Origin of the sequence: Pseudomonas sp. SAR267, from assembly GCF_052077595.1 — a bacterium.
Taxonomy (GTDB): Bacteria; Pseudomonadota; Gammaproteobacteria; order Pseudomonadales; family Pseudomonadaceae; genus Aquipseudomonas; species Aquipseudomonas vlassakiae.
The window spans coordinates 545956-571257 of sequence record NZ_JBQIHU010000001.1; the positions used below are offsets into that span (position 1 = coordinate 545956).

The window sequence follows — 25302 nt, forward strand, 5'->3', positions numbered from 1 at the left end:
GTTGATCGTAAAGATCAAAGATGTAAAAAGTCGTAAGGATTTTGTCGCTCAGGCGGCCAGCAACGCGGCGAGGGTGTCTTCGGCACGCTGCAATTGTTCGCCCAGCAACGCCCCCATGGCCCGTACCCCCGCCTTGTCGCGGGCCAGGGCACGCGCTTCCAGTTCGCGCAAGGTCACCGCCAGGCCGCACAGGCCCATGGAATCGCTGCTGCCGGCCAGCCGATGGGCCAGGTGGGTCACCTCGGTGCAGTCCCCCGCCTCGGCCGCTTCGAGCAAGGGCATGCGCTGTTGCGCCAGGCTGTCGTGCAAGCCGGCCAGCAAGCCTTGCAGCTTCTGCTCGCCAAGCAGCGTGCGGTGCGTGCTCAGCAACCCATGGTCAAGCCAGACGGAGGTTGCCGGCGACGCCTCCTGGCATTGCCCCGCCAGGGCTTGGCGCAGGCTGGCCAGCTTCAGCGGCTTGCCCAGCACCCCCTGCATGCCGGCATCCAGGTAGGCCCGCACCAACCCCGGCTGGACGCTGGCGGTCAGCGCCAGGATGCGCGTGTCGCGGTTGGGCGTGGCGCCGGCACGCAGCTGCCGGCACAGCTCCACGCCGCTGATGCCTGGCAGGTGCACATCCAGCAGAAGCACGTCGAAGCGCTGCCGTGCACACAGTTGCAAACCCTGTTCGGCATCCTCCGCCAGCCAGACCTTGTGCCCGTCACGCGCCAGCAGCCCGCTGACCACCTCACGGTTCAAGGCCACGTCTTCCACTACCAGGATGTCCAGTGGCGCCGCGCCGGCAGCGGCCGCCGCCGCCATGGCTTGGGGCGCCTGCGCCGTCTCGAGCTCCACCTCCAGCCAGAAGCAGCTGCCCTCCCCCTCGCGGCTGCGCACGCCGATCTGCCCGGCCATCTGCTCGACCAGGTGCTTGCTGATCGCCAACCCCAGGCCGGTGCCGCCATAGCGCCGGGCAACCGCCTCGCTGGCCTGGACGAAACGCTCGAAGATCTTCGGCTGCATCGCCTCGCAGATACCGATGCCGTCGTCGGTGACACTCAGGCGCAGGCGCTGCCGCCCGGGTTGCCCCTGCATCACCTGGACTTCGACCAGGATCTCGCCGCCCTCGGTGAACTTGATGGCATTGGCCAGCAGGTTGCTCAGGACTTGGCGCAGGTACTGCTCGGCGCCGTGCTGGTACGCCGCCAGTTGCGGGTCGATGCGGCACAGCACCAGGCTGTCGTTGGCCAGCGCACGGGGTTCGAGCAAGGTCACGACCTCGGCGCACAACTGGCGCAGGGAGAAATCCACCGCCTCGGGACGGCTTTCGCCTTCTTCCAGGCGGGCAAAATACAGCACCTCGTTGAGGATGCTCAGCAGCCCGTCACCGGCCTTGTACAGTGCCTCCAGGCGTTGCCGGTCGGGCGCCGCGAGGCCGGCGCCACGCAGCAGCTCGGCCATGCCGAGAATGCCATTGAGCGGCGTACGCAGTTCATGGCTCATGGTAGCGAGGAAGCGCGACTTGGCCAGGTTGGCTGCCTCGGCATCGTCCTTGGCACGCATCAGGCTCGCCGTGCGCCGCTCGACCTGCTTCTGCAACTCGTCACGCTTGTCCTGCAAGGCCAGCCGGTCGGTTTCGCGGCGTTCGCTGTCTCTGAGGATGGCCCGGCGCATGTCGTCCAGGGCCAGGGCCACGCTGTCGATTTCGTCGGTATGGGGTGAACGGCGCTTGTTCAGGCGCAGGGGCTCGTGCCATTGCCCGGCACCGATGCGCCGGGCGAAGTCGGCCATGACCTGCAGGTGACGGGTGACCAGGCGATAGAACAAACCCGACAGGGCCAGGGCCAGCCCGCAGAGGAACACGCTCATCCACAACAGGCTGGTCAGGCCGGTAGCGAACAGCCGGCGGTGCACCGCGCCCAGGTCAGTGCTCACTTCCAGCTCACCCAGATGGCGCGCAGGCCCTGAAGGCGGCTGATAGTCCAAGGCAAAACGCTCGATCCGCAACGGCCCCTGCGGGCTCGGCTCGCCCTGCTGCAAGCTGAAGTCGGCGCTGCTCAGGCGCACCCGCGCCACATCGGAAAAATCCACCAGCCCACGCAACTGCACGTTCAGCTGCTCCTGGTTCAGGTCCCACAGGCTGCGCTCCAGGCTGGCCAGGTAGCCGGCACGGATCAACGCCATGCGCGCATCGATCTCGCGCATCTCACGGCGGTACTCGAAATACAGCTGCACGCTGCTGGCCAGCACCGTGAAGCACAGGCTGAACAGCAGGATGAACAGCAACAGCCGCCGCAGCAGGCCCCCCGGTTGCAGGCGGTTCATGGCTGGTTGACCATGTCGCGGTAGGTGACTTCGCTTTCATGCAGCCAGCGCTCCAGTTCGCCGGCGTCAACCATCTTCTGCAGTTGCGCGTCGATGTCGCCCATCCGCTCGCTCAGCGGCGAATGGCGCGATACCGCCACGCGCAGGTAGTCGACGCTCAGTGCCGGTGGCAGCGCAACGATGTCCTGGGCCCCTGCCAGGTGCTCGACGAACAGCTGGCCGGTACGCCGCTCCTGGACCACAAAGTCGATACGCCCGCGAATCAGCTTGCCGAAGTTCTGCCCGCTGTCCGAAACCCATTCGATGTTCTGGTGCTGCGCCACGAAGCGGTCGAATGCCTGGCCATAGCTTTCGCCGAACAATAGCCCGCCGCGGTATCTGGCCAGGTCTTCGAGCTGGTCGAACTGCAGCGGATGCTGCCGGTTGGCGAACACCGCCACCTCCTCGCGCAGCACCGGCACCTGGGAAAAGCGCATCGACTTGGCACGCTGCTCCGAGGCGTAGGCCAGCACCACATCCACCCGCCCTTCGGCAGCGTCGAGCAGGCAGCGTTGCCAGTTGCCCAACACCACCATCTCGACCCGATAGCCCAGCCGCCCGAACAGCTCGCGCACCACCGTGGGTGCCAGCCCGCGCGGCTGTTTGCCATCGCTCCAGGACACCGGTGGGTAAACCGGGTAATCGCAATAGCGCACGCTGTCGGCGGCCTGCAGCGCAGCACTGGCCAACAGCGCCAGCAGGCCGAACAGGAACGGGCTCACGCGGCCACGCTGGCGGTGAACAGGTAACCGGCGCCGTGGATGGTGATGATCAGTTCAGGCTCGGCGGGGTCGTCGTGCAGCTTGCGCCGCAGGCGGCCGACCAGCACGTCGATGGAACGGTCGTTGGGCACCCATTCACGGTTGCGGATCTGGTCCATCAGCTGGTCGCGGCTCAGGGTATGGCCGCTGTTGCGCAAGAACACGCTGAGCAGCTGGAACTCGCCGTGGGTCAACAGGGTTTCGCCGCCCTGCGCATCGATCAGGCGGCGGCGGTCGCAGTCCAGCGACCAGTCGCCGAACTGTTTGAGGGTGACGCTAGCCACGCTGGCTGGCCGCGCGCCTTGGGCGTGGCGCACGCGACGGATCAGGTTCTTGGCGCGGGATACCAGTTCGCGAGGGTTGAGCGGTTTGCTGACATAATCGTCAGCGCCGCATTCCAGGCCAACGATGCGGTCGATCTCGTCGTTGCGCCCGGTGATCAGGATGATCCCCACTTCCGAACGCACCCGCAGTTCACGGGTCAGGGTCAGGCCGTCCTTGCCGGGCAGGCGGATGTCGAGCATCACCAGTTCCACCGGCTGCTCGCTCAGCAGCGTTTCGGCCTGTTCCGCCGTAGCGGCACAGTGGACGGTATAGCCCTCCTGGGACAGGTAAGCCTGGAGCAAGTCACGAATCAGCGGATCGTCATCGACGACCAGTACCTGAGAGGTCATTGCGGTTAGTCCTGAAGTGCCCGAAGGCGATATTTTTATTAGAGTGAGCCAAGACTAGCGATTGCTGAACGGTCGATCAACAGCCCTCGGTGGCGGTACTGAAGCGTTGCCGACCGCCGGCCTGCAAGCCATCGACCCAGGCCTCGCAGATCTGCACGCCCTGGGCCGGGGTAAAGGTGCCCGGGTTCAGCCCGGACTCCAGCCACAGGCCATCGAGCAAGGCGCTGAGACTGATGGCCGCGAGGTCGGCATCGAAGTGTTGCCAGCCCTCCTCCCGCGCAAGTTCGGCAAGCAGCGTGCCCAGTTCGCGGCGGTATTCGCCATAGGAGTGGTCGTGCACCTGGTTGATCGCCTCGGCGGTCTTCACCGCGCCCCAGAACGCCAGCCACGCATCGAGCAGCTGCGGGTCGAGCAGTTCGGCGCTGAACGAGCCACGGAAGAAGGCCGACAACCGCTCGCGGGCGTTGGGCGCGGCCTGGGCCATGGCCTCGCGCAGCAGGTGCATGACCCGACCGGTGACCGCCATGTAGGCTTCGGCGACCAGCTCGTCCTTGCCCGAATAATGGTGGCTGATCAGGCCTACCGAGACACCGGCTTCGGCGCAGATCTTGCGGATCGATGCGCCCTGGAAACCATGGCGCTTCAGGCAGGCCAGGGTGGCCTCGACCAGATTGGCCTTGCGCAGTTCGGGCAGCATGCGGCTGAAGCGGGCTTCCTGGGTCATCGGGGGCTCTCGTGGGTCGAATAGTTGAACGACTGTATAGCAACTCGCCTCGGTCGCGAAAGCCTGTTTATACTCGGCCACCCTGACAATAACAAAGGCACTGCCATGACCGACCTGATCCAGCAGCAGCTCGACGAAGGCCTGCTGACCGTGCGCCTGAACCGGGCGGATAAACTCAACGCCCTGACCAACGCCATGTACACGCGGCTGGCAGAGCTGTTCGAGGCCGCCAACAGCGACCCGCAGGTCGAGGTGATCCTGATCACCGGCAGCACCGGGTGCTTCACCGCCGGCAACGACCTGCCGGACTTTCTCGACCAGCCCCCGACCGACCTGCAAAGCCCGGTGTTCCGCATGATGTGGGCGGTGCTGGCGCTGGACAAGCCGCTGATCGCGGCGGTTGCAGGGCCGGCGATCGGCATCGGTACCACGCTGCTGCTGCACTGCGACCAGGTGCTGGTCAGCCGTGACGCCAAGCTGCGCACGCCGTTCGTGGCACTGGGGGTATGCCCGGAGTTTGGCGCGAGCCTGTTGCTGCCACAGATGCTGGGGCACGTGCGGGCGGCGCAACTGTTGCTGTGCAACCAGGCGCTGAATGGCGAACAGGCGGTGCAGTGGGGCCTGGCGAGCGAACTGTTCGACGATGGCGCGCAATGCCTGGCCGCCGCCGTCAAACTGGCGCGGCGCCTGCAGCAGCTGCCGGCCGATGCCCTGCGCATCAGCAGGCGTCTGCTCAAGGATGGGCAGCGCGAAGCATTGGCTGCAACGGTGGCCAAGGAAGGCCTGCTGTTCATCGAGCGGCTCAACAGCGATGCAGCCAGGGCAGCCTTGACCGCGATGGTATCGCGCAAGGGTGCCTGAGCCGGCACGCCGATTACGTGCGCAATACCTGCTCGCCAGCATTGCCGGGCAGGCGCACGGCATCGACCAGCGCGAGGCAGGCAATCAGCGCCACGCCGAACAACGCCCAATGGAAGTCGCTGACCGTCATCCCGCCCTCGCCGCCACGCAGCATCATCGCTACCCGTAACAACAGCGCCACCACGGCGACCCCCAGCGCCATCGCCAGCTGGAAGAACATGCTGAACAGTGTCGACGCCTCGCCCATCTGTGGCTTGGGCACCTCGGAGAAACCGACGGCATTGTAGGTGGTGAACTGCATCGAACGTGACAGCCCGCCCATGAACAGCACCAGCGCCATCCAGTACCACGGCATGCCCTGCTGCAAGCCCAGGCAGGCCAGAATGCTGCAGACACCGATCATGCCATTGACCAGCAATACGCGGCGGAAACCATAGCGGCGCAGCAAACCGGTGGTGAACGGCTTCATCGCCAGGTTGCCAGCGAAGATCGCCAGCACCAGCCAGCCGGCATCCACCGGTGACAGGCCGAAGCCGACCTGCAGCATCAGCGGAATGAGGAACGGCAAGGCGCTGATCGACAGGCGGAACAGCGTACCGCCGACGATGCTGGCCCTGAACGTAGCGATGCCCATGGCTGCCAATGGCAACAGCGGCGCCGGGTGGCGCTGGCAATGGCGAACCGCGAGCCAGCTCAGCAAGCCGCCCGCTGCCACCAGTACCGCCCCGCCAGGCAGGCTGCCAGCGGCCAGCGATCCGAGCATTTCCAGGCCGATCAACCACGCGGCGCAGGCCGAGGCGAGCAAGCCGAAGCCGAGCAGGTCGAAGCGGCGTGCTTCGCCAGGGCGGCCAGCGGGAATCAGCCACCATGCTGCCGCAATGGCCAGCACGCCAAGCGGTATGTTCAGGTAGAAGATCCACGGCCACGACAGGTGGGTGACGATCAGCCCGCCGATGGGTGGCCCCAGTACCGGCGCTACCAGCCCGGGCCAGGTGACCACCGCGAGCCTCTTCACCAGGTCCTGCTTGTCGGTGGTGCGCAACACCACCAGGCGGCCGACCGGCACCATCAGCGCCCCGCCGATGCCTTGCAGCACCCGTGCGAAAACGAAGGTCTCCAGATCGGTCGCCAGGCCGCAGAGCCACGACGCCAGGGTGAACAGGCCGATGGCCCCGGCGAACACCTGCCGCGCGCCAAAGCGGTCGGCCAGCCAACCGCTGAGCGGGATGAACACCGCCACCGCCAGCAGGTAGGCGCTGATGCCGATGCTCAGGCTGACCGGGTGCTCGGCGAAGTCACGGGCCATCTGCGGCAACGCCGTGGCGATGACGGTGGCGTCGAGGTTCTCCATAAAAAAGGTAATGGCGACCAGCAAGGCGATGAAAGTGGTGTGCCGAGACGCGTTCACAAGTCCCTCCGGTGATTGATGGGTCCGGACCTGCGCGCTTTGTGCAGGCGCGCCGGCCATCAGATCATGTTCAGCGCCGCACGCAATGCCAGCAGGTAGGTCTCGACGCCAAACCCGCAGATCTGCCCGCGCACCACCTCGGCAAATACCGAATGATGGCGGAACGGCTCTCTGGCGTGGATGTTCGACATATGCACTTCGACCACCGGCGCCTCGACAATCGCCAGTGCGTCACGAATGCCGTAGCTGTAATGGGTCCAGGCCCCGGCATTGATCAGCACGGCATCCACCCGTTGCTCATAGGCCCGATGGATGCGTTCGCACATTGCGCCTTCGTAGTTGGTCTGGAAGCACTCTACCTGTGCACCGAGTTCCTCGCCCAGCGCCTGCAGGGCCTGGTCGATGTCGGCCAGGGTGGCCGTGCCGTACTGGCGCGGGTCGCGCTTGCCGAACATGTTGTGGTTGATGCCATGCAGCATCAGGACATTGGCGGGCATGGCTCACTCCAGGGGAATGGTCAGGCGGTCGATCACGGCACGGGTTTCAGGCCGTACCCCGCGCCACCAGGCAAATGCTTCTGCCGCCTGCTCCACCAGCATGCCGACGCCATCGGCCAAGCGCGCCACACCTTGCGCCTGCGCCATGCGCAGGAACGGTGTCAGGCCTTTGCCATAGGCCAGCTCATAGGCCAGGCGCGCGCCGCCCAGCACGCCAGCAGGCAGCGGCGGCAACTCACCGGTCAGGCTCGCGGAGGTGGCGTTGACGACGATATCGAAGGCTTGCCCGTCCAGTTCCTCATAACGGCTGATGCGCAGCCGGGGGTGATCCAGTTCGTTGCGCAAGGCCAGTGCCTTGGCCATGTCGCGGTTGGCGATCACCAGCTCACGCGGCCCGGCCTGCAGGAACGGCAGCAAGGCGCCGCGCACTGCGCCGCCGGCACCGAGCAACAGCACCCGGCGCTGGCGCAGCGGCTCACCGAGGTTCTGCTCGATATCCCGCAGCAGGCCAATGCCATCGAAGTTCTCGGCGTAGATGCTGCCATCCTCGAACTTCAGCGCATTGGCCGCCCGTGCCAGCTGCGCACGCTCGCTGCGCCGGTCGGCCAGCTCGAAGGCGCGCAGCTTGAACGGCGCAGTGATGTTCATGCCCAGCCCGCCCTCGCTGCGCAATTGCAGCACCTGGGTCTCGAAGCCCTCAAGCTCGCCCTCGATGGCGCCGTACTCCAGGGCCTGGCCAGTGGCCTCGGCGAACAGGCCATGGATCAATGGGGACTTGGTGTGGTTGATCGGCCGGCCGATCACTGCATAGCGGTCGCTCATCGTGCATCTCCGTGGGTGAACAGCACACCATCTGCCTGCATGACGGTGATCTCTTCGGGGCTGAAGCCAAGTGCCGCGGCGACTTCGGCGTTGTGCTGGCCGAGGTCCGGAGCCACCTGGTGGATCGTGGTGTCGCAGTCGGAAAAGCGAAACGGCAGGTTGGGCAGGCGCAAGGTGCCGTAGCGCGGGTGTTGCTGTTCGATGACCATGTTGCGGGCCTGGATCTGCGGGTCGGCCAGCACCTCGTCGATGCGCTGCACCTTGGCGCTGGGGATGTCGATGCCATCCAGCAGCTGCAGGATATCGGCCACCTGGCGCGCGCCGACCCAGTCGCGGACCACGGCCAGGATCGCCTGGCGGTGGGCGTTGCGACCGTTGAGGCTGTGGTAGCGCGTGTCGCTGCCAAACCCGCTCGGGCCACCGTTGGCTTCTAGCATGGCGGCAAAGCGTTGCCAGGCATCGTCGACCTGGGCGGCGATCACCAGGTCGCCATCGGCAGCGCGGAACACGCCGTACAGGGTCGAGGTGGGCATGTCATGGCCCGTCTGTTCCGGCAACACGGTGCCATCGGACAACGTGTAGCACTGCACCGCGTACTCATGCATCGACACCAGCGTGTCGTACAGGGCCATGTCGATGTGCTGGCCGCGGCCGCTGCTGACCCGGCCCAGCAGCGCCGCATTGATTGCCGCCACGGCATGGATGCCGGTGTACATGTCGCCCAGCGAAATGCGCAGCAGCGGCGGCGCTTCGCCGGGCACGCCGACCATCTGCATGATCCCGCTCTTGGCCTCGGCGATCAGCCCGAAGCCGGCGCGGTGGGCGTCCGGCCCGGTATGGCCGTAGGCGGAAATCGAGCAGTACACCAGGCGCGGGTTGCGCGCCGCGAGTTCGGCGTAGCCCAGGCCCAGCTTGTCCAGGGCGCCGGGGCGGTAGTTTTCGATGAACACGTCGGCCGAATCGGTCAGGCGCTGCATGAAGGCCTTGCCGCGCGGGTCCTTCATGTTCACGCTGACGCCCTGCTTGCCCATGTTCAGCTGCAGGAAGTAACCGCTCTGCTGGTCGTCCAGGGTGAATGCATGCTGCCGGCCGGCATCGCCGCTGCCCGGCCGCTCGACCTTGATCACCTCTGCGCCCAGGGCTGCCAGGCAGCGCCCGACATAAGGGCCGGCGAGGAAGTGGCTGTAGTCGATGACGCGGATACCCGCCAATGGCAATGCCTGGCTCATGCTTCGGCCCTCCGCGGCACCATCAGCCGGTGCTCGCCGCGCTGCACGACTTCGCCGTGCTGGTTGATCAGCTCCGAGGGCAGCACCACGATGCCCCACCCTGGCCGGCTTTTGCTCGGGCGCATCGCCCCCACGCGCATGCGCACGTGCAACACATCGTTGACCTTGATCGGCAGCACGAAGTCCCAGGTCCAGCCCAGCGACATGCCCGGCAGGAAACGGTAGTCGCACTGGGTCTTCAGGCCGTCGGCAATCGACAGCCCGAACAGGCCGTGGGCAACCAGGCAGCCGAAGTGGCTGGCGTTGGCGTACGCCTCGTCGACGTGCACCGGGGTGTGGTCACCGGTCAGGTCGGCGTAGGCCAGGATCCGTTCGCGGGTCACGGTGTAGGTCGGGCTGATGCATTCATCGCCTTCGCGGGCGTCGTCCCAGTATTTTTCCACCACGCTCATGCCTGAACCTCCGCGCGGGGGTCGATGGCCAAGGCCTGGGCGACGCAGGCCGCTGGCAACGCCTGGATGAATTCCACGGCCAGGCCGTCGGGCAGGCGCAACCAGTTACGCCCTTGGGGCATCTCGCTGACGCCGAAACGCTGGGCCGCCGCCAAGGCGGCTTCGAGGTCTTCGCACATGATGCCCAGGTGCGCCATGCGCCCTTCCGGGCCGGCGAAGTCCGGCTGGTGGATGAACTGCAGGCCACCCAGGGTCCAGTACTGCGCGGGCCGCTCGACGTCGCCCTGCACTTCGCGCATGGTCATGCCGCACACTTCGCTGAAGAAACGGATATGCCACTGGATGTCGCGCACCCAGAACGCGACATGTTCGAGGTAGGCTTTTGGCTGGCTCATGGGTTGTCCCTCTTCTGGTGATCGGCCATGGCGCGTTCGATGCCCTTGATGCAGGCCACCAGGGTTGCGTTGACCGGTGTGGCCACGCCATGGCGCTGGCCCCAGCGCACGACGGAGCCGTTGATGAAGTCGATTTCGGTGATCGAGCCTTTTTCCAGGCTTTGCAGCATTGAGGTGCGGAAACTCGCCGGCAGGCCTTCGGCAGCGAGCGTCCAGGCAGCCTCGGGGCTGGTCAGACTCAGGCGGATGCCGGCGCGCTCGGCCACGGCGATGGCCTCGGCCACGGCGGCCTTGGCGGTGCTCGCCAGCAGCGGTTCGCTGTACAGCTGGCCGTAGCTGAGCATGGTGATGCCGCTCAGCGCGCCGGTGGCGACGTTTACCAGAAGCTTGTCCCACATGGTGCCGAGGATATTGTCGCTGACCGTGGTGGCCAGCCCGGCGCCGTTGAAGGCGGCGGCAATGGCTTGCACACGGGGCGTGAGCTGGCCGTCCAGCTCGCCGATGAAGGTCTGCTTGCCCGCCACACCGGCACGGATCGCACCCGGCGCCAGGAGCACGCCGCCGACGTAGGTCTTGCCCGCCAGCACCCGCTCGCGCCCAACCGCCTCGGCCAGGATGTCCTCATGGCCCAGGCCGTTCTGCAGCGACAGCACCAGCGTCTGCGGCCCGATCAGCGCGCTGGCACCGGCAATCGCCTCGGCGGTGTGGAACGACTTGACCAGCACCACCACCAGGTCCGCCACGCCGACGACCTCGGCATCAATTGCGGCGTTGACCCGCACTTGGCGCTCGCCACGTTCGTCCTGCACCTGCAGCCCGTGCAGGTTCATGGCCTCGACATGCGCACGGCCACGGTTCAACAGCCAGGTTTCATGCCCCGCCTCGCTCAAGGCCGCGCCAATGGCGCAACCCAGGGCACCGGCACCGAGAATGCAGATTTTCACGTCGCAGACCTCCTGTGGTTTGCGACTACCTTATGCAGCGAGGCTTATTTGGGCTATACAATGGCCTCAATAGAACTATTGAGATCCGCAATAATGACCCCGCTCGAGCCCTTGCCGGAACCCAAGCTGCTGCAGTTGTTCGAGGTGCTTTACCAGTGCCGAAGCGTGACCCGCGCCGCCGAGCAGCTTGGCCAGAGCCAACCGACCCTGAGCATCTGGCTGGCGCGCCTGCGTGAGCAGTTGAACGACCCGTTGTTCGTGCGCACGCCGGGCGGCATGGCCCCTACCCCGCGGGCCGACCAGCTGATAGGCCCGTGCCGGGAAGTGCTGGAGTCGCTGCGCCGCCTCAGCGACTGGGCGCCGCAGTTCATGCCGGCCACGGCACAACGGCGCTTTCGCCTGTGTGTCAGCGATGCCAGCCATATCACCTTGCTGCCCAGCATCCTCAACCATCTGCGCAGCCATGCGCCGGGCATTCGCCTGGAAGCGGCGCGGATCGATGGCAATACCGAGAGCGCGCTGGAATCCGGTGAAGCGGACCTGGCCATCGGTTTGGTGCCCGGGCTTGGCGCGGGCATGTATCAACAGGTGCTGTTCGAACAGGACTGGGTTTGCCTGAGCAGCGCACAGCATCCGCGGTTGGGCGATGGCATGAGCGTGGCGCGCTACCGGGCCGAGGGGCACGTGCAGATCAGTGCCGGGACCGGGCAGAAGCTGCTCGAAACCGGCTTGGCGCGGGCCGGGATCGAGCGCAAAACCATGCTCGAACTGCCCGGCTTTCTCGGCTTGGGCATGATCGTCGGGACCACCGACCTGGTCGCCACGCTGCCGCGGCACATCGGCCAGACGCTTGCCGACATGCACGGGCTGCGGCTGCATGACTGCCCGTTTGCCGTGGAGCGCTTCACCGTCAAGCAACATTGGCATGCGCGCTATCACCAGGACGCTGGCAATCGCTGGATCAGAGGGGTGATCCGCGAGTTGTTTCAACAGCCGCCAGCCTGATGCTGCACCTCAACGCAGGTAGTCTTGGACCCATTTCACCCAGCAATCGGCGCCTATCTTCACCAGCGCATCGTTGAAGTCATAGTGCGGGTTGTGCACCGAGCAGCCATGGAACTCGCCGGTACCGTTGCCCAGCATGAAATAGCAGCCTGGCCGCGCCTGCAGCATGTAGGCGAAGTCTTCGGTGCCCATGACTTTTTTCGGCATCGTGTCCAGCAGCGCACCGTCAGCGAACAACGGCCTCAGGCTGTCACGCAGCAACGCGCTTTCCTGGTCGCTGTTGCACAGCGCCGGCGCCAGTTGAGTGAACTGCACATCGATCTGCACGCCGAAGCTTTCAGCATGGCCTTTGACCAGGGCGTCGATGCGACTGTTGATTTTCTGCTGCGTTTCGGCCGTGTCGGTGCGCACGCTCAACAGCATGCACGCTTCATCGGGGATGATGTTGTAGACGGTGCCGGCCTGGATCATGCCAATGCTGATGACCGCGTATTCCTCGACACTCAGGTTGCGCGACTTGATGGTCTGGATGGCGCTGATCAGGCTGTTCAGCGCCATCACCGGGTCGACCGACAGTTCCGGCATCGCACCGTGGCCACCCTTGCCGGTGATGCGAATGCTGACGCGCTGCGAAGACGCCATGGTTGGCCCGGCCTGAACCACGCAGGTGCCCACCGGCAAGCCGGGCATGTTGTGCAGGGCGTACACCGAATCACACGGAAAACGCTCGAACAGGCCATCGTCGAGCATGGCCTTGGCCCCGGCCAGGCCTTCTTCATCCGGCTGGAAGATCACATTCAACGTGCCATTGAAATCGCGCGTGGCAGCCAGCTGCGAAGCGGCGGCCAGGAGGATGGCAGTATGCCCGTCGTGGCCACAGGCATGCATGCGACCAGGGATCTTGCTGGCATGGGCGAAGGGGTTTTTCTCGGTCATGGGCAAGGCATCCATGTCGGCGCGCAAACCGATGCTGCGTGGACTGTCGCCCACCTTCAACACGCCGACCACACCATGCCCGCCCACGTTGCGATGGACCTCGTAGCCCCACGCCTGGAGCCTGTCGGCCACCAGCGCGGCGGTGTCGGGGGTGTCGCCGCCCAGTTCCGGCGCGGCGTGGATCTGTCGGCGCAGCGTGACGAACTCATCCAGTGCCGCGGCCTCGCACTGAGGCGGTTTGCTCAGGAACGTACCCATGTCACTCGCATCCTTTGTTTTCAGGGAAATAACGGAGGCAGGCCAGGCTGACCACGCCACCCGCCAGGAGGAAATAGGCCGGCGCCATCGGGGTCTGTAGCGCGGCGATCAGCCAGGTGGCCACCAGCGGCGCGAAGCCGCCGAAGAGGGTCACGCCGAGGCTGTAACTGACCGAGGTGCCGAAGGAGCGCCGGGCTTTCGGAAAGCCCTCCATGATCAGCGCGAAGAATGCGCCCGCACCGATGCAGGTCGGCAAGATCAACACCGCGACGCACATCATGGCCAGGCCCATGTCGCGCACCTGCCCAAGCAGGTGGAACACTGGCAGGATCAGCACCACCGGCGTGGCCACCGTCCAGGCCAGCAGGCGCTTGCGCAGCTGGTACCGGTCGGCAAACTTGCCCGCCAGCGGGCAGATCACCGCCATGCAGCCGCTGCTGATGCAGGCGATGGCCATGGCGCTGCCAGGCGGATACTGCAAGGTGGTGGAGAGGTACGTGGGCATGTAGAACACCAACAGGTACATGCCGATGGTCGAACTGGCCATCAGGCCGATGCCCAGGGCAATGCGTTTGAGCAGTTGCGCATCGAGCCCTTGTCCGCCATGCGACACTGGCGTCGCCTCGTGGGTTTCTGGCAGGCGCGTGCGAATGTACCAACCGACCGGGCCGATCAGCAGCCCGACGATGAAGGGTAGCCGCCACCCCCAGCTTTCCAGGGCCACAGGGTCAAGCGACTGGTGCAGCGCAAAGCCGAAGGCGGCGCCCACCAAGGCGGCATACCCCTGGCTGGCGGCCTGCCAGCTGACATTCCGACAACGGTTGCTGACCGCACTCGACTCCATCAGAAACACCGATGCCGTCCCGACCTCCCCGCCTGCCGACAGGCCTTGAATGAGTCGACCGAGCACCAGCAAAAGCGTGGCGAAAATGCCAATCTGCGAATAGGTGGGCGCAAAGGCGATTAACGCGGTGCCCAGGGTCATCAGGCCTATGGTGAGGCTCAAGGCGGCCTTGCGCCCATGCCGGTCGGCATAGCGGCCGATGACCATTGCCCCGATGGGACGCATGAGGAAACCCACACCAAAGGTGGCCAGCGACATCAATAACGACGCCGTCGCCGATTCGGCGGGGAAGAAATGCTTGCCGATCAGCACGGCGAAAAAGCTGTAGATGGTGAAGTCGTACATTTCCAACGCATTGCCCAGCGAACAGGCGACCAAGGTCTTGCGCGAAGCATGCCCCCCTTGTGCGGCGCTATGCGCGCCGGGCTGCACGGCGGTCGATGCGGGTAGCGGTGTCGTCATGGTTTTCTCCGATGGCAAATCGCGGCGTGCAACGACTATCGGCCAATCGGGCAAGCAACACACTTGCAGTTTCGGCATACACCTAACCTAGGGTTAATCACTCGGCGCAGTCGACGGCCAACATGCCCAGAAGTGGCGCACCATTCGCCCTGCCTGTACCCGCTGCCCCGTTAACGCACATTGAGCGGCCCACCGCACGGCACCTTGCCGGGTGTTGGCAGGCGCTCTGCAGCAGGCGTCGCCGCCAGACGTGGGCAGCGCCAGCAGTTGATTAACCAAGTTGCATAGGGTTGCCGAATAAGCAATCGCACTGAAACGATCTGTTCACCGACGCTACGGGCCACCCCATCAGTGAGTTGGCCTGGAGTCGTGAATGAACACTCGCACTACCTCGATGCTGTTGATGATTCAATGTGCCGGCCTTGCCGTGCAGGCGCACGCCGAGGGCTTCCCGAGCCTGGGCCGGATTGCGCCAGGCTTCGGTTATTACGGGGTGGATAACGGCTTCGATGACAAGCTCAAGGTCTACGGCACCGTGGACGCCTTCACCAGCTATCACGACTCGCAGCACCATTCGGGTTTTCGTCTGGCCGGTGGCGGCGCATGGACCAACAAGCTCGGGCTGTATGCCAGGAAGGCAGTGGGCACCGATACTGTCCTGGAACTGGATGTCGAAGAGGGCTTCAACGTCAACGGCAAAGCCTTGGCAGGGACCTGGGACACGATCGGCAGCCTGCGCCTGGCCACGCTGGCCTTGCGCTCGCGAACCCTGGGCAAGCTTGAGTTCGGCAAGACCTACAGCATGGGCACACCGACCTACGCCGACCCGTTCCTCGCCACGTATGGCTCGCCCTACACCTTCCTGGCCCTGCCTGCGGCCGGCAAAGGTGCCTATAACCTGGACCTGCGGCCGAAACATACCCTGGCCTACACCAGCCCGACCCTGAACGGCTTCAGCCTCGGCACCGCAGTGACCTTCGGCTTCGATGATGCCGCCAGCCAGGGGCGTACCGTGCGCGGTGGCGGCGCCAGGCTGCAATACCGCACCAGTACGCTGATGCTGCTGGCCTCCTACAACCTGTATTACAGCGACCCTTGGGACGACGGCGGCACCTCACGCCAGACCGCCAACCATTACAAGAGCCTGTCGACGTTCTACGATTTCGGCCCGCTGGCCACCAGCCTGACCTGGCAACACCAGGCTGTCGAACAGCACGGCACCCCCAGTACCACGCTGTACACCTTCGGCGTAATGGCACCGGTTGGCCAACTGGACGTGCTGCGCCTGGCCGTGATGCAGCGCCAGGTCACGGCGCGCGACAAGAATGCCCAAGGGGTGATGCTCGGCTACGATCATTTCATCAACCCGCGCTGGGCTGTGTATGGGCGGGTTGGCAAGATCTTCAACCAGCCTGCGTCCTCGGTCACCTACGCTGGCACCCCGCTGGACCAGCTGGGCGACGACCCCAGCAACCTCTCCCTAGGCATGTACTACCACTTCTGACGGCGCCGGGCGGGTTTGCCTGAGCACCTGCCCGCGCAAGCTGTGAAACAGTTCCTGGGCGGGTGCGGTCAGGCTGTGGCGGTCGATGCAGACCAGGTTGACCGGGTAATCCGGAATCAGCTCCTGCACTGCCACGGCCAGGTACTCGCCATCAACGCCAAAGGCAAACCCCTGGTCCACGGCCAGCTCACTGATGGTCATCAATGATTCGGTGTTCTTCAACAGCTTCAGCGCCATCATCACCGACGTGCATTCAACGGTGTTCTGCGGCACCCGCAGGCCGTTGCTATCGAACAGCTGGTGAAACTGCGATGCCGGGTCCGAGAGTTCATCCAGGCTGATCCACGGGGCGTATTGCAAGGTGCGCAGTGACTTGGCGAACTTCTGCTGATTCGACGCATGGCAGATCACCCGGCCCTTGATGCTGCCAAGCGCTTCCCAGTCCAGGTTGAGCCGGTTCAACGGCTGCTGCGAAGTAATGGCAAAATCCAGGCTGCCATCGCGCAGCCGTTGCAGAATCTGACTGGGGCGCAGGTCGGTGATGGTGATCTTCACCCGCGGGTATTTGCGCCGGAAGGCCAGGATGCTGTCTTCGACCCCGTCCAGCATCGCCGTCAGCGAAGTCACCCCGATGGACACTGCGCCCACCGCGGCGTCCTGGATACTGGCCGCTTCGATCTGCAGGCGGCGAATGCTTTCCACCACCAGGTTGGCATGGCGGATGACGCGCTTGCCTTCCTCGGTCAGGGCCATGCCTTTGGATGAGCGCTGCAACAGGCTGAAACCGACCTCGCGCTCCAGCTCTTTGATCGACCGGCTCAGTGCAGGCTGGGTGATATGCATGAGCTTGGACGCTTCGAGAATGCTGCCTGCGTTGTGGATGGCGACCAGCGCCTTGAGTTGGTGAAGTTTCAAAGGTCTCTACCTTGTTGTCAGCGGGCCAGTTCCATGCCGCGCACAGATTACCGCAAGCACCACCTGCGCAGTGCAACGTCCGTGCCGCTTGCGTTACCATGGCGGCCCCTTCGTTGAGGTCGCGTGCAATGAGCAAACACGGCCAGACCATCCTGGTCGCCCTGCGCAAGATGATCGCCTCCGGCGAACTGGCCGGCGGTGAACGGTTGATGGAAGTCCCTACCGCAGAACGTTTCGGCGTTTCCCGCATGCCGGTGCGCATGGCGTTCCGCACCCTGGAACAGGAAGGCCTGCTGGTGCGCCATGGCGGCAAGGGCTTCCAGGTACGTACGTTGAGCGTCGATGACCTCACCGGCGCCGTGGAGGTCCGCGGCGTTCTTGAAGGGCTGGCAGCCCGCCTGTGCGCCGAACGTGGCCTGGACGCACAAGCCATGGCCACCCTGGTGCAATGCCTCGATGAGGGCGACGCCCTGTTCGCCAAGGGCTACATCACCGAACAGGACCTGGCGGCCTATCACGACCTCAACGTGCGCTTGCACCAGGTGATCGTGGCGGGCAGCGGCAACCCCGCCATTGCCGAGGCGCTGGCGCGCAATGACCATCGCCCGTTCGCCTCGGTGTCGGCGCTGGCCTTCGACCGCGACGACATGGCCCGCGAGTACCGGCGCTTCAATTACGCCCACATGCAGCACCACTCATTGGTCGATGCACTGCGCAACGGCCAGGGCGCACGCGCCGAAAACATCATGCGCGAACACGCCAATGCCACGCTGCGCTATGCCGAAGTGTTCGGCGCGGCCAGCACGGCAAGTGGCGTCCAGGTGATTTCCAGGGGCGACTAGGCGCACCCTACAGGTCCAGCACCAGCATGGGCGTCCTGGCCCGTGAACAGCACGGGGTGAACTGGTCATTGGCGGCCTGCTCGGCTTCGGTCAGGTACAGGTCGCGATGCTCCGGCACGCCTTCCAGCACCCGGGTCAGGCAGGTGCCGCAGACCCCCTGCTCGCACGACACCGCCATCGGCACGCCGTGGCTTTGCAAAACCTGAACCACGGTCTTGTCCGCGGGAATCTCGAATACCTGGCCGGTGCTGGCGAGCCTCACCGAAAACACCCCGTCACCCGCGTTGTCGACTGGCGCGGCGGCGAAGTACTCGCGGTGCAGCTGGGTGTCCTGCCAACCCTGACGGCGGGCATCGTCCAGTACCTGCTGCATGAAGCCAGCCGGGCCGCAGACGTACAGGTGATCCTCCGCGCCGGGCACAGCCAGTACCTGGGCCAGGTCAAGCCGGGTCTGCGGGAGCGCGTCGAAATGCAGATGGACCCGGCCGGCGAACGGTGTCGCCGCCAGGCGCTGGAGAAATGCCGCACGCTCGCTGGAGCGGGCGCAGTAGTGCAACTCGAAATGATCGCCTTGCAGCCACAATTGCTCTGCCATGCACAGGATCGGGGTGATCCCGATGCCGCCGGCAAACAGCAAACTGCGGCGGGCACTGGGCGCCAGGGCAAAGAGATTGCGCGGCTCGCTGATCAGCAGCCGCTGCCCCGCTTCGACCTGCTCGTGCAGGCAGCGGGAGCCGCCGCGCGATGCTGCATCATTAAGCACGCCGATCAGGTAGCGGTGACGCTCCTGCGGGTGATTGCACAAGGAGTACTGGCGCACCAGGCCGCCGGGCAAGTGCACATCGATGTGCGCCCCGGCACTGAATGCGGGTAGCGGCCGGCCTTGGGCGCAGCGCAATTCGTAGCTGCAGATACCTTCGGCTTCACGGGTTCGGGCTGTGACGACGACTTCAATCATGGCTCACCTTGCATGGACGGCCACCGGGATGGCCGGTCTGGGCATCGACGGGGACGGTTACTGCGCGGTTGCGATCAGCGCTGCAGCGGCGCCGGTCTGTTCTTGGGCGACCCACCGCTCGAGTATGCGTCGCGCCTGCACGCCGCCCGCATCGATATTGAGCTTGAGCAGGTTGCGCTGCGGGTTCGCCAGCAGGTTGGCCTGTTGCTGTTCAAGCATGTCGAGGTCTTCGCTGAAGATCTTGCCCTGCCCTTCGCGAATGCTGGCGGTCAGGGCCTGATCCTCAGGGTTGAAGTTGCGCGCCATGCCCCAGAAGTACCAGATCGAGGTCTCGGTCTCCGGTGTGATGAAGTCGACCACGATGCTCGACGCTTTGTCCTGGGCGGCCGCGTGGTAGCCCCCTTTGCCGGCGAGCGCCACGCCCACTTCGATCAGGACATGGCTGGGTGGGGTGAAACGGCAGATCTGCCAGCGGTCGACCGGCTGGTCGTCGGGCAGCTGATTGCCCCGCAGTGCCATGCGCCAGAACGGTGGCGCCATGATGTTTTGCATGTGGCGGGCGGTGACCACCTCGTCGCCGTTGACCGTAGTGACCGGCGGTGCTTCGTCGATTTCCTTCTGGCCGATGCTGGAGGCATGAACGTAGGTTTCGTGGGTCAGATCCATCAGGTTGTCGATCATCAGGCGATAGTCGCAATTGATGTGGAACAACCCGCCGCCGTAAGCCCACTCGTCACTCTCTGCCCATGGCAGGTGGCACAGGCTGGCTGGGTCGGCCAGTGCCTGATCGCCGGGCCAGACCCAGACAAAGCCATAACGCTCGACCGTGGCATAGGCCTTGTTGCAGGGGAAGCCCCGAACTCGCTGGCCTGGCATCTCGACGGCCTTGCCATCGCCGCCCATGACCAGGCCATGGTAACCGCAGACGAGGTTGCCATGCTCGACATAGCCCAGGGACAACGGTGCCCCACGGTGCGGGCAGAAATCCTCGACGGCGCGGATCAGGTTCTGCTGACCGCGGTAGAACACCATCTTTTCTCCGCAGATCTGCCGGCCCAGGGGTTTTTCGGTGATTTCGTCAGGGGTGCAGGCAACGTACCAGGCGTTTTTCGGGAACATCCGATTCTCCGATTGATTGTTTTTGTGGATCCATTAACAACCAAAAACAGGAAATCAGTCAACAGAAAAGTAGCTTGAGAATATTTATGGATCCACAAGCCACTTAGAACGCGTGGCTACTTGCTGGCGATCGACTGATTCGTCAGCGGGCAGCTCTGGGCGTTGAGAAAACGCGATGTCTTCAGCCAGTGCTGCTGCGGGTAATAAGCAAACACATAACTGCCGCGTTGCAGCGTATCGATCAGCTTGCCGGCAATGGCCGGCCGCACGGCCGGGCAGCCCTGGCTGCGGCCCAGGCGCCCGAGGCCCGGAACCACCTTGGGGTCGGCATAGGCGGCGGCATGCATGACAATCGCCCGTGACATGATGTTGTCGTTGAACCCCGGCTCCAGCCCCTGCAGGCGCAGTGAGCGGCCATGCTTGCCGCTGTAGATCTGGCCGGTTTCATACAGGCCGATGGACGATTGGTAGCTGTTCGGGGCGTTGGAGAACGTGGTCGGCACATCGGCGCCGCTGTTCTTGCCATGGGCAACCCACTCCTCGAACAACAGCTTGCGCGCGCGCAAGTCGAACACCCACAGGCGCTTGTCACGCGAGGCCTTGGAGTAATCGATCACCGTCAGCAGCTTGCCTGCCTCGCCGTGGCTGGCACAGGCGTAGGCCGTAAGGGCCATGCCCAGCGCCGACAGGCTGGCGTTGGGTGCCAGCTGCTGCAACTCGGCGGCGCTGGGCAGGGGCTGCGCGTGGGCGGCTTGCCAGGCGCTGAGGAAAAACAGGCCAAAACTGGCCACTGAGAGCCGGAAAGCTCCCCGCAAAGATTCAAACATCGACATGGACTACCCCGGGTAAAGGCCTGTCAGCAAAAAGTCAGCTGGCTTGCGGCCAAAAGCCACCACTTTGCTTGAATTCTTCGGGATTGCCGATCATTTCTTGACCAATGGCTTGTGTTCCTTGACGTCGTCGGTGCTGATCACGGTGAATTTCCCGTCGCTACGGGTATCCCGGGTCGACGCCCAATCGGTGATCACCAGCATCGTGCCGACGTCCATCGCCGCACGCAGGTGTTGGCGGAACTCCGGGTTGATGGTCAATTGCCCTAACTGTTCATAGGGCGTATTCCCGTATTCCGGGTTGCTCAGGGCGACCACCGACCAACGTAAGGGTAGTTCACCCTCGAGTGCCAGGGCGGAGGGTTTTTGCAGCAACGAGTACACCGCCATGCCACTGCGGTGCTTGCTGCTTTCAAGCGAGAGTACCGGCGCCGAGCCGATCAGTTGGCCACCGCGATACACGTAGGCGCGCAGGTCGGCACGGCTGATCAGGATCGACAGCGGCCCGGCCGTCGGGTCCGGGTCGTTCCAGAACTGCTCGTTGTTCAATACCAGCGGGCCCTGGGCCTTGCCAGCGCTGACCGTGGGAGCCAGCACGCCAGGGTGGTAGACCTCCACCGGTGCACTCTGGGTATCGGAGACGATCACGGTGGTAGAGCTGAAGCCGGTGACCTCATACAGCTTCTTGGCAAACTCCAATGGCAGGCGCACGCAACCATGGGAAGCCGGGTAGCCTGGCAGATGCCCGGCGTGCAAGGCGATACCGTCCCAGGTCAGCCGCTCCATGTAGGGCATCGGTGCGTTGTTGTAGAGGCTGGAGTTGTACTCGACCTTCTTCTGCAGAATGCTGAATACGCCGGTGGGGGTTTCCCGCCCGGCCTTGCCGCTGCTCACGGTGCTGACGCCAATGGCGATGCCATTGCGATAAACGTAGGCACGTTGCTCGGTGAGGCTGACCACTACGGTCACCGGCCCCGCCGGCGAGACCTGCGGGTACCAGAGAAACTGGCCAGGTTTGAGGTTGTCGATCTGGCTCCTCAGTGCAGCCGGGGTGGGCACCTGCAGCGGCGCCGCTTCAACCCAGGTGGTGGCAAGCAACAGCCCCAGCGCGAGCGGTGCATGCAACATCGAACTGATCCTCATGGCATCCTGCGGTAACAACAGTGCACGAAAACGTGCACAAATTTCCCACTTCAAAGCGTAATCCACAACGCAAATAACGGCGAGAACGCGCAGAGGGCTTGTAATCCAGCACTTTCATGGGTTGGTACGAATCTTGTTTGTATACAAATACAAACAATAAAAGTACACAACCATCATGGAGTCCCGATGGCGTCGATTTCCCGTTCCGATGTTGGCCAGCTTGCCGATCTCTCCGCCGAATCGGCCGGCTCCAGTGCGTCGCAGCTGAGCCCGCGGCTGTACAGTAACGACCTTGCACCGACCCGGGCGGCCAATCGCACTTGGGGGCGCTACAGCCTGTTCGCGCTGTGGACCAATGACGTGCACAACATCGCCAACTACTCCTTCGCCATCGGCCTGTTCGCCTTGGGCATGAGCGGCGCGCAGATCCTCGCCGCCTTCGCGCTCGGTGCGCTGGTGATCTACGGCCTGATGAACCTGTCCGGTTACATGGGGCAGAAGACCGGCCTGCCCTACCCCGTCATGTGCCGGATCAGCTTCGGCATCCATGGCGCGCAGATCCCGGCCCTGATCCGTGCAGTGATCGCCATCGCCTGGTTCGGCATCCAGACCTACCTCGCCTCGGTCGTCCTGCGCGTGCTGCTCACCGCCATCGCGCCAGACCTCAGGCCCTACGACCAGAACTCGATACTCGGCCTGTCGACCCTGGGCTGGGTCACCTTCGTGGCCATCTGGTGCGTGCAGGTCGCAATCTTCGCCTATGGCATGGAGATGGTGCGCCGGTTCGAATCGCTCGCCGGGCCGATCATCCTGATCGCCTTCAGTGCCCTGGCGGCCTGGATGTACTGGCGCAGCGGCCTGTCGATCGCCTGGTCCAGTGGTAACGCGCCGACCGGCGCCGGCATGTGGCTGAAGGTGTTCGGTGCTGCCGCGCTATGGGTATCGCTGTACGGCACCATGATTCTCAACTTCTGCGATTTCACGCGTAACTGCCCAGACCGGCGGACCATCAGCGTTGGCAACTTCTGGGGCCTGCCAGTCAACATGCTGGGGTTCGCGCTGATCGCCGTGGTGCTTGCCGGTGCGCAATTCAGCATCGACGGCAAGCTGGTGCAAAGTCCCAGCGAAATCGTCGCCGCCATACCCAACACCGCCGGCCTGGTGCTTGCCTGCCTGGCCTTCCTGCTGGTCACCGTGGCGGTGAACATCATGGCCAACTTCGTCGCCCCGGCCTTCGTGCTCACCAACCTGGCACCCAAGGTGCTGAACTTCCGCCGCGCGGGCTTGCTCAGCGCCACCATCGCGGTGGTGATCCTGCCGTGGCACCTGTACAACAGCCCGTCGGTGATCGTGTACTTCCTCGGTGGCCTGGGCGCCCTGCTCGGCCCGCTGTACGGCATCATGGTCACTGACTACTACCTGGTGCGCCGTAGCCGGGTGAACCTGCCGGAGCTGTACAGCGAAAGCCCTGAAGGCGCCTATCACTACCGTGGCGGGGTCAACCTGCGCGCCGTGGCGGCGTTCATCCCGGCCTCGCTGATTGCCATCCTGCTGGCGCTGGTGCCGGCGTTCGAGACGCTGTCGCAGTTCTCCTGGTTCTTCGGCGCCGGGCTGGGCGGGCTGATCCACTACGCCATCGCCAACCGCAGTGCCCGGTATGAGGAAGTGTCTGGGGAGAGCATTGCCGTGGACGCCGCGCACCACTGATTGGTGCCGGTAAAGCAAGTGCCTGCCTTGAGATTGGAGGTGAGGCATAGATCGAGCGCCGCCCGCGCGGCGCATCGCGGGCAAGTCGGATCGCCGCACCGCCGCTCCCACATCTGTTTCGGGCCAATCTCTCCTGTGAAGCCAACAGGGACCGCCTTGTTGGCATGTCGATGCATCTCGGTGGGCGCTGCTGCCGCTCCACCTATCTCCAGTCATGCACCAAGGCGGATCCTGTTGGCGGCACAGGAGTAACTGGCCCGAAACAAATGTGGGGCGGGCTTGCCCGCGATGCGCCGCGCGGGCGGCGCTCGATCTCACAGGCGCTACAAATCCAATGCCGAAAGAGGCGGTCAGGAAGCCAGCGCTTGCTCACGCCGCCGCACCGGTGCCGCAAACCGCTGCGGTTGCTGCCAGGCCAGCTGGGCCTGCACCTGCTCCGCCGCATCCATCACCTTCTGCGCCCAATTGCCGTCTTGCGGGTCGACCACGACCACCCGGAAACCGTGATCGAAGCCCTCGATCCCCACCCCTTCGGAATCGTCGACGTGCAAGTCGATATCGAACGCCGGCGGGTATTTCGAAGGGGCATTCTCAAGCCGGCGCTGCGCCAGCACATGTTGGTGGCGATCACTGTTGACCACGCCGTCGACGTGAATGCCGTAAAGCATCAGCCAGCGGCGGATATAGGCCGGTGTGCGGCCCGACGAGGTGTAGATCCAGATGCTGCAGCCTTGGCGGCGCAGGTCGCGGATCAGCGACCGCGTGCCGCGGCGCAGCGGCTCGCCCAACCAGCGGTGGACGAACGCCGGCAGCTTGCTGTGTTCTTCATCGGCGTGGTGTGGCAGGCAGGCGAGCGTGTCATCGATATCGAAGGATATGCGCATCTGCGGGCGCCTGAATGTACGCCCGATGGCTTGCCACGCGCGTCGGCCACCGGCCTTGCCTTGCTCCAGCATCGAATACCTTTCCATCATCGGCTCCCCTGGCGGGCCGGCACACCGGTGCCGGGCAGGAAGAACTTTTCGGGTTCAGGCGCCTGCGCTTCGAGGAAGGCGGCGTACTTTTTCTTGATCTTGGGCAATTCGTACAAAGCTTTCACACCATGCTTGGCGGAGTTGCGAATGACCGAGGACGGGTTGAAGTAACCCTCGGCGTTGTCCAGCGTCAGCACGAACGGCGGCAGCCCGGCCCGCATCAGCAGATAACTGACGATGAGCGACCCGGTGCGATTGTTGCCTTCGATGAACAATTGCGGCTTGCTGAGGATACGTACATAAACGCCGGCGGCGCGCTTCCAGATCGACTCGCTGCGGTACGAGCAATACCAGTTGTACAGGTCCTTGATGCCGCCTTCCACGTTGTTGAAAAAGCGTGCCTCGGTGGCCGCAAGGTGCGGCGCGAACTCGCGGCGGCGCGCTGGGTCGCTGCCGCACAGCACGGTGGCGTTGATCTCCAGCATCAGGTTCAGCTGCTGCAGGTCGAACAGGTCAACGCCCCGTGCGACATAGTCGTCAATCAAGGCATAGCCTTCAAGCACATTCAGCAGCACCTCGTCGGTGAACGGATCACGCGGTTCGGTGAAATGCTGGCTGAGTTCGCCAAAGCGGCCCTGCACTTCGCGCAGTGCGCGCTCTACCGCTGGCAGGTGAAGACGACAGGTCGCCCCCAT

General features: G+C 64.5%; 25 protein-coding genes. 5 read left to right on the forward strand and 20 right to left on the reverse strand.

Annotated features, from left to right (window positions below):
* Positions 1-48: 48 nt before the first annotated feature.
* From ACTORR_RS02930 to ACTORR_RS02945, 4 genes are all read right to left on the reverse strand, one after another.
* Positions 49-2304, reverse strand: coding sequence for an ATP-binding protein (locus ACTORR_RS02930; protein ID WP_313364297.1), 2256 nt, complete (start codon positions 2302-2304; stop codon positions 49-51).
* Positions 2301-3065 (reverse strand): substrate-binding periplasmic protein, encoded by a 765-nt coding sequence (locus ACTORR_RS02935; RefSeq protein ID WP_054887807.1) that lies wholly within the window; start codon positions 3063-3065, stop codon positions 2301-2303. Before ACTORR_RS02935 ends, ACTORR_RS02930 begins: the two co-directional genes overlap by 4 nt.
* The gene (locus tag ACTORR_RS02940) at positions 3062-3778 is read right to left on the reverse strand and encodes a response regulator (protein WP_054887808.1); all 717 of its coding nucleotides are present in this window, start codon (positions 3776-3778) and stop codon (positions 3062-3064) included. Before ACTORR_RS02940 ends, ACTORR_RS02935 begins: the two co-directional genes overlap by 4 nt.
* A 76-nt stretch (positions 3779-3854) precedes the next feature.
* Positions 3855-4502, reverse strand: a complete 648-nt coding sequence (locus tag ACTORR_RS02945; protein WP_054887809.1) for a TetR family transcriptional regulator C-terminal domain-containing protein — start codon at positions 4500-4502, stop codon at positions 3855-3857.
* 105 nt (positions 4503-4607) lie between these two features.
* Here ACTORR_RS02945 and ACTORR_RS02950 point away from each other — a divergent pair, with 105 nt between their 5' ends.
* Positions 4608-5363 carry an enoyl-CoA hydratase-related protein gene (locus ACTORR_RS02950; protein WP_099813539.1) on the forward strand — a complete coding sequence of 252 codons (756 nt, stop codon included), beginning with the start codon at positions 4608-4610 and terminating at the stop codon, positions 5361-5363.
* A gap of 13 nt (positions 5364-5376) precedes the next feature.
* Here ACTORR_RS02950 and ACTORR_RS02955 read toward each other — a convergent pair whose 3' ends face one another.
* From ACTORR_RS02955 to ACTORR_RS02985, 7 genes are read right to left on the reverse strand one after another with little or no spacing between them, the layout of a single operon-like run.
* Complete coding sequence (locus tag ACTORR_RS02955) at positions 5377-6831, reverse strand: MFS transporter (protein ID WP_313364296.1); 1455 nt, start codon at positions 6829-6831, stop codon at positions 5377-5379.
* A complete protein-coding gene (gene aroQ / locus ACTORR_RS02960) occupies positions 6831-7268 on the reverse strand; it encodes a type II 3-dehydroquinate dehydratase (RefSeq protein ID WP_176509356.1) in 438 nt (145 codons plus the stop codon). Before aroQ ends, ACTORR_RS02955 begins: the two co-directional genes overlap by 1 nt.
* A gap of 3 nt (positions 7269-7271) precedes the next feature.
* Complete coding sequence (gene aroE / locus ACTORR_RS02965) at positions 7272-8090, reverse strand: shikimate dehydrogenase (RefSeq protein ID WP_054883772.1); 819 nt, start codon at positions 8088-8090, stop codon at positions 7272-7274.
* A complete protein-coding gene (locus tag ACTORR_RS02970) occupies positions 8087-9319 on the reverse strand; it encodes a CaiB/BaiF CoA transferase family protein (protein ID WP_054883773.1) in 1233 nt (410 codons plus the stop codon). Before ACTORR_RS02970 ends, aroE begins: the two co-directional genes overlap by 4 nt.
* Entirely contained in the window at positions 9316-9771 is a 456-nt protein-coding gene (locus ACTORR_RS02975) for a MaoC family dehydratase (protein WP_099813535.1), read from the reverse strand. Before ACTORR_RS02975 ends, ACTORR_RS02970 begins: the two co-directional genes overlap by 4 nt.
* A complete protein-coding gene (locus ACTORR_RS02980) occupies positions 9768-10166 on the reverse strand; it encodes a VOC family protein (RefSeq protein ID WP_176509352.1) in 399 nt (132 codons plus the stop codon). Before ACTORR_RS02980 ends, ACTORR_RS02975 begins: the two co-directional genes overlap by 4 nt.
* Positions 10163-11110, reverse strand: a complete 948-nt coding sequence (locus ACTORR_RS02985; RefSeq protein WP_262108334.1) for a ketopantoate reductase family protein — start codon at positions 11108-11110, stop codon at positions 10163-10165. Before ACTORR_RS02985 ends, ACTORR_RS02980 begins: the two co-directional genes overlap by 4 nt.
* A gap of 93 nt (positions 11111-11203) precedes the next feature.
* Here ACTORR_RS02985 and ACTORR_RS02990 point away from each other — a divergent pair, with 93 nt between their 5' ends.
* Positions 11204-12115, forward strand: coding sequence for a LysR family transcriptional regulator (locus ACTORR_RS02990; protein ID WP_054883777.1), 912 nt, complete (start codon positions 11204-11206; stop codon positions 12113-12115).
* A gap of 9 nt (positions 12116-12124) precedes the next feature.
* On the opposite strand, the gene ACTORR_RS02995 is transcribed toward ACTORR_RS02990, so the two are convergent.
* Together ACTORR_RS02995 and ACTORR_RS03000 are read right to left on the reverse strand one after the other, a co-directional pair.
* On the reverse strand, positions 12125-13309 hold the full coding sequence (locus ACTORR_RS02995; protein ID WP_099813533.1) for a M20 aminoacylase family protein: 1185 nt from the start codon (positions 13307-13309) through the stop codon (positions 12125-12127).
* Position 13310: 1 nt separating this feature from the next.
* On the reverse strand, positions 13311-14615 hold the full coding sequence (locus tag ACTORR_RS03000; protein ID WP_099813532.1) for an MFS transporter: 1305 nt from the start codon (positions 14613-14615) through the stop codon (positions 13311-13313).
* Positions 14616-14988: 373 nt separating this feature from the next.
* On the opposite strand from ACTORR_RS03000, the gene ACTORR_RS03005 reads away from it, so the two are divergent.
* On the forward strand, positions 14989-16119 hold the full coding sequence (locus ACTORR_RS03005; protein ID WP_099813531.1) for a porin: 1131 nt from the start codon (positions 14989-14991) through the stop codon (positions 16117-16119).
* On the opposite strand, the gene ACTORR_RS03010 is transcribed toward ACTORR_RS03005, so the two are convergent.
* Positions 16096-17034 carry a LysR family transcriptional regulator gene (locus tag ACTORR_RS03010; protein WP_313364294.1) on the reverse strand — a complete coding sequence of 313 codons (939 nt, stop codon included), beginning with the start codon at positions 17032-17034 and terminating at the stop codon, positions 16096-16098. The genes ACTORR_RS03005 and ACTORR_RS03010 overlap by 24 nt on opposite strands.
* A gap of 128 nt (positions 17035-17162) precedes the next feature.
* On the opposite strand from ACTORR_RS03010, the gene ACTORR_RS03015 reads away from it, so the two are divergent.
* Entirely contained in the window at positions 17163-17876 is a 714-nt protein-coding gene (locus tag ACTORR_RS03015) for a GntR family transcriptional regulator (RefSeq protein ID WP_054883782.1), read from the forward strand.
* A 7-nt stretch (positions 17877-17883) separates the two neighbouring features.
* Here ACTORR_RS03015 and ACTORR_RS03020 read toward each other — a convergent pair whose 3' ends face one another.
* The 4 genes from ACTORR_RS03020 to ACTORR_RS03035 form a co-directional block, all read right to left on the reverse strand.
* On the reverse strand, positions 17884-18834 hold the full coding sequence (locus ACTORR_RS03020) for a PDR/VanB family oxidoreductase (RefSeq protein WP_054883783.1): 951 nt from the start codon (positions 18832-18834) through the stop codon (positions 17884-17886).
* A gap of 57 nt (positions 18835-18891) precedes the next feature.
* Entirely contained in the window at positions 18892-19953 is a 1062-nt protein-coding gene (locus tag ACTORR_RS03025; RefSeq protein ID WP_054883784.1) for an aromatic ring-hydroxylating dioxygenase subunit alpha, read from the reverse strand.
* Positions 19954-20069: 116 nt separating this feature from the next.
* Positions 20070-20786: a murein L,D-transpeptidase catalytic domain family protein gene (locus ACTORR_RS03030; protein ID WP_313364293.1), complete on the reverse strand. Its 717-nt coding sequence runs from the start codon at positions 20784-20786 to the stop codon at positions 20070-20072.
* Positions 20787-20876: 90 nt separating this feature from the next.
* On the reverse strand, positions 20877-21911 hold the full coding sequence (locus ACTORR_RS03035) for a L,D-transpeptidase (RefSeq protein ID WP_441343535.1): 1035 nt from the start codon (positions 21909-21911) through the stop codon (positions 20877-20879).
* A gap of 201 nt (positions 21912-22112) precedes the next feature.
* Here ACTORR_RS03035 and ACTORR_RS03040 point away from each other — a divergent pair, with 201 nt between their 5' ends.
* On the forward strand, positions 22113-23633 hold the full coding sequence (locus ACTORR_RS03040; protein WP_441343536.1) for an NCS1 family nucleobase:cation symporter-1: 1521 nt from the start codon (positions 22113-22115) through the stop codon (positions 23631-23633).
* A 350-nt stretch (positions 23634-23983) separates the two neighbouring features.
* Here the strand turns inward: ACTORR_RS03040 and ACTORR_RS03045 are convergent, their stop codons facing one another.
* Positions 23984-24604 carry a hypothetical protein gene (locus ACTORR_RS03045; RefSeq protein WP_054883787.1) on the reverse strand — a complete coding sequence of 207 codons (621 nt, stop codon included), beginning with the start codon at positions 24602-24604 and terminating at the stop codon, positions 23984-23986.
* Positions 24604-25302, reverse strand: a complete 699-nt coding sequence (locus tag ACTORR_RS03050) for a hypothetical protein (RefSeq protein ID WP_054883788.1) — start codon at positions 25300-25302, stop codon at positions 24604-24606. Before ACTORR_RS03050 ends, ACTORR_RS03045 begins: the two co-directional genes overlap by 1 nt.

Coding starts and splice junctions, on each gene's coding strand:
- ACTORR_RS02930 (WP_313364297.1), bottom strand. CDS start 2,304: ATGAACCGCCTGCAACCGGGGGGCCTGCTGCGGCGGCTGTTGCTGTTC.
- ACTORR_RS02940 (WP_054887808.1), bottom strand. CDS start 3,778: ATGACCTCTCAGGTACTGGTCGTCGATGACGATCCGCTGATTCGTGAC.
- ACTORR_RS02945 (WP_054887809.1), bottom strand. CDS start 4,502: ATGACCCAGGAAGCCCGCTTCAGCCGCATGCTGCCCGAACTGCGCAAG.
- ACTORR_RS02950 (WP_099813539.1), top strand. CDS start 4,608: ATGACCGACCTGATCCAGCAGCAGCTCGACGAAGGCCTGCTGACCGTG.
- ACTORR_RS02955 (WP_313364296.1), bottom strand. CDS start 6,831: ATGGCCGGCGCGCCTGCACAAAGCGCGCAGGTCCGGACCCATCAATCA.
- aroQ (WP_176509356.1), bottom strand. CDS start 7,268: ATGCCCGCCAATGTCCTGATGCTGCATGGCATCAACCACAACATGTTC.
- aroE (WP_054883772.1), bottom strand. CDS start 8,090: ATGAGCGACCGCTATGCAGTGATCGGCCGGCCGATCAACCACACCAAG.
- ACTORR_RS02970 (WP_054883773.1), bottom strand. CDS start 9,319: ATGAGCCAGGCATTGCCATTGGCGGGTATCCGCGTCATCGACTACAGC.
- ACTORR_RS02975 (WP_099813535.1), bottom strand. CDS start 9,771: ATGAGCGTGGTGGAAAAATACTGGGACGACGCCCGCGAAGGCGATGAA.
- ACTORR_RS02980 (WP_176509352.1), bottom strand. CDS start 10,166: ATGAGCCAGCCAAAAGCCTACCTCGAACATGTCGCGTTCTGGGTGCGC.
- ACTORR_RS02990 (WP_054883777.1), top strand. CDS start 11,204: ATGACCCCGCTCGAGCCCTTGCCGGAACCCAAGCTGCTGCAGTTGTTC.
- ACTORR_RS02995 (WP_099813533.1), bottom strand. CDS start 13,309: ATGGGTACGTTCCTGAGCAAACCGCCTCAGTGCGAGGCCGCGGCACTG.
- ACTORR_RS03000 (WP_099813532.1), bottom strand. CDS start 14,615: ATGACGACACCGCTACCCGCATCGACCGCCGTGCAGCCCGGCGCGCAT.
- ACTORR_RS03005 (WP_099813531.1), top strand. CDS start 14,989: ATGAACACTCGCACTACCTCGATGCTGTTGATGATTCAATGTGCCGGC.
- ACTORR_RS03015 (WP_054883782.1), top strand. CDS start 17,163: ATGAGCAAACACGGCCAGACCATCCTGGTCGCCCTGCGCAAGATGATC.
- ACTORR_RS03020 (WP_054883783.1), bottom strand. CDS start 18,834: ATGATTGAAGTCGTCGTCACAGCCCGAACCCGTGAAGCCGAAGGTATC.
- ACTORR_RS03025 (WP_054883784.1), bottom strand. CDS start 19,953: ATGTTCCCGAAAAACGCCTGGTACGTTGCCTGCACCCCTGACGAAATC.
- ACTORR_RS03030 (WP_313364293.1), bottom strand. CDS start 20,786: ATGTCGATGTTTGAATCTTTGCGGGGAGCTTTCCGGCTCTCAGTGGCC.
- ACTORR_RS03035 (WP_441343535.1), bottom strand. CDS start 21,911: ATGTTGCATGCACCGCTCGCGCTGGGGCTGTTGCTTGCCACCACCTGG.
- ACTORR_RS03040 (WP_441343536.1), top strand. CDS start 22,113: ATGGCGTCGATTTCCCGTTCCGATGTTGGCCAGCTTGCCGATCTCTCC.
- ACTORR_RS03045 (WP_054883787.1), bottom strand. CDS start 24,604: ATGGAAAGGTATTCGATGCTGGAGCAAGGCAAGGCCGGTGGCCGACGC.
- ACTORR_RS03050 (WP_054883788.1), bottom strand. CDS start 25,302: ATGGGGGCGACCTGTCGTCTTCACCTGCCAGCGGTAGAGCGCGCACTG.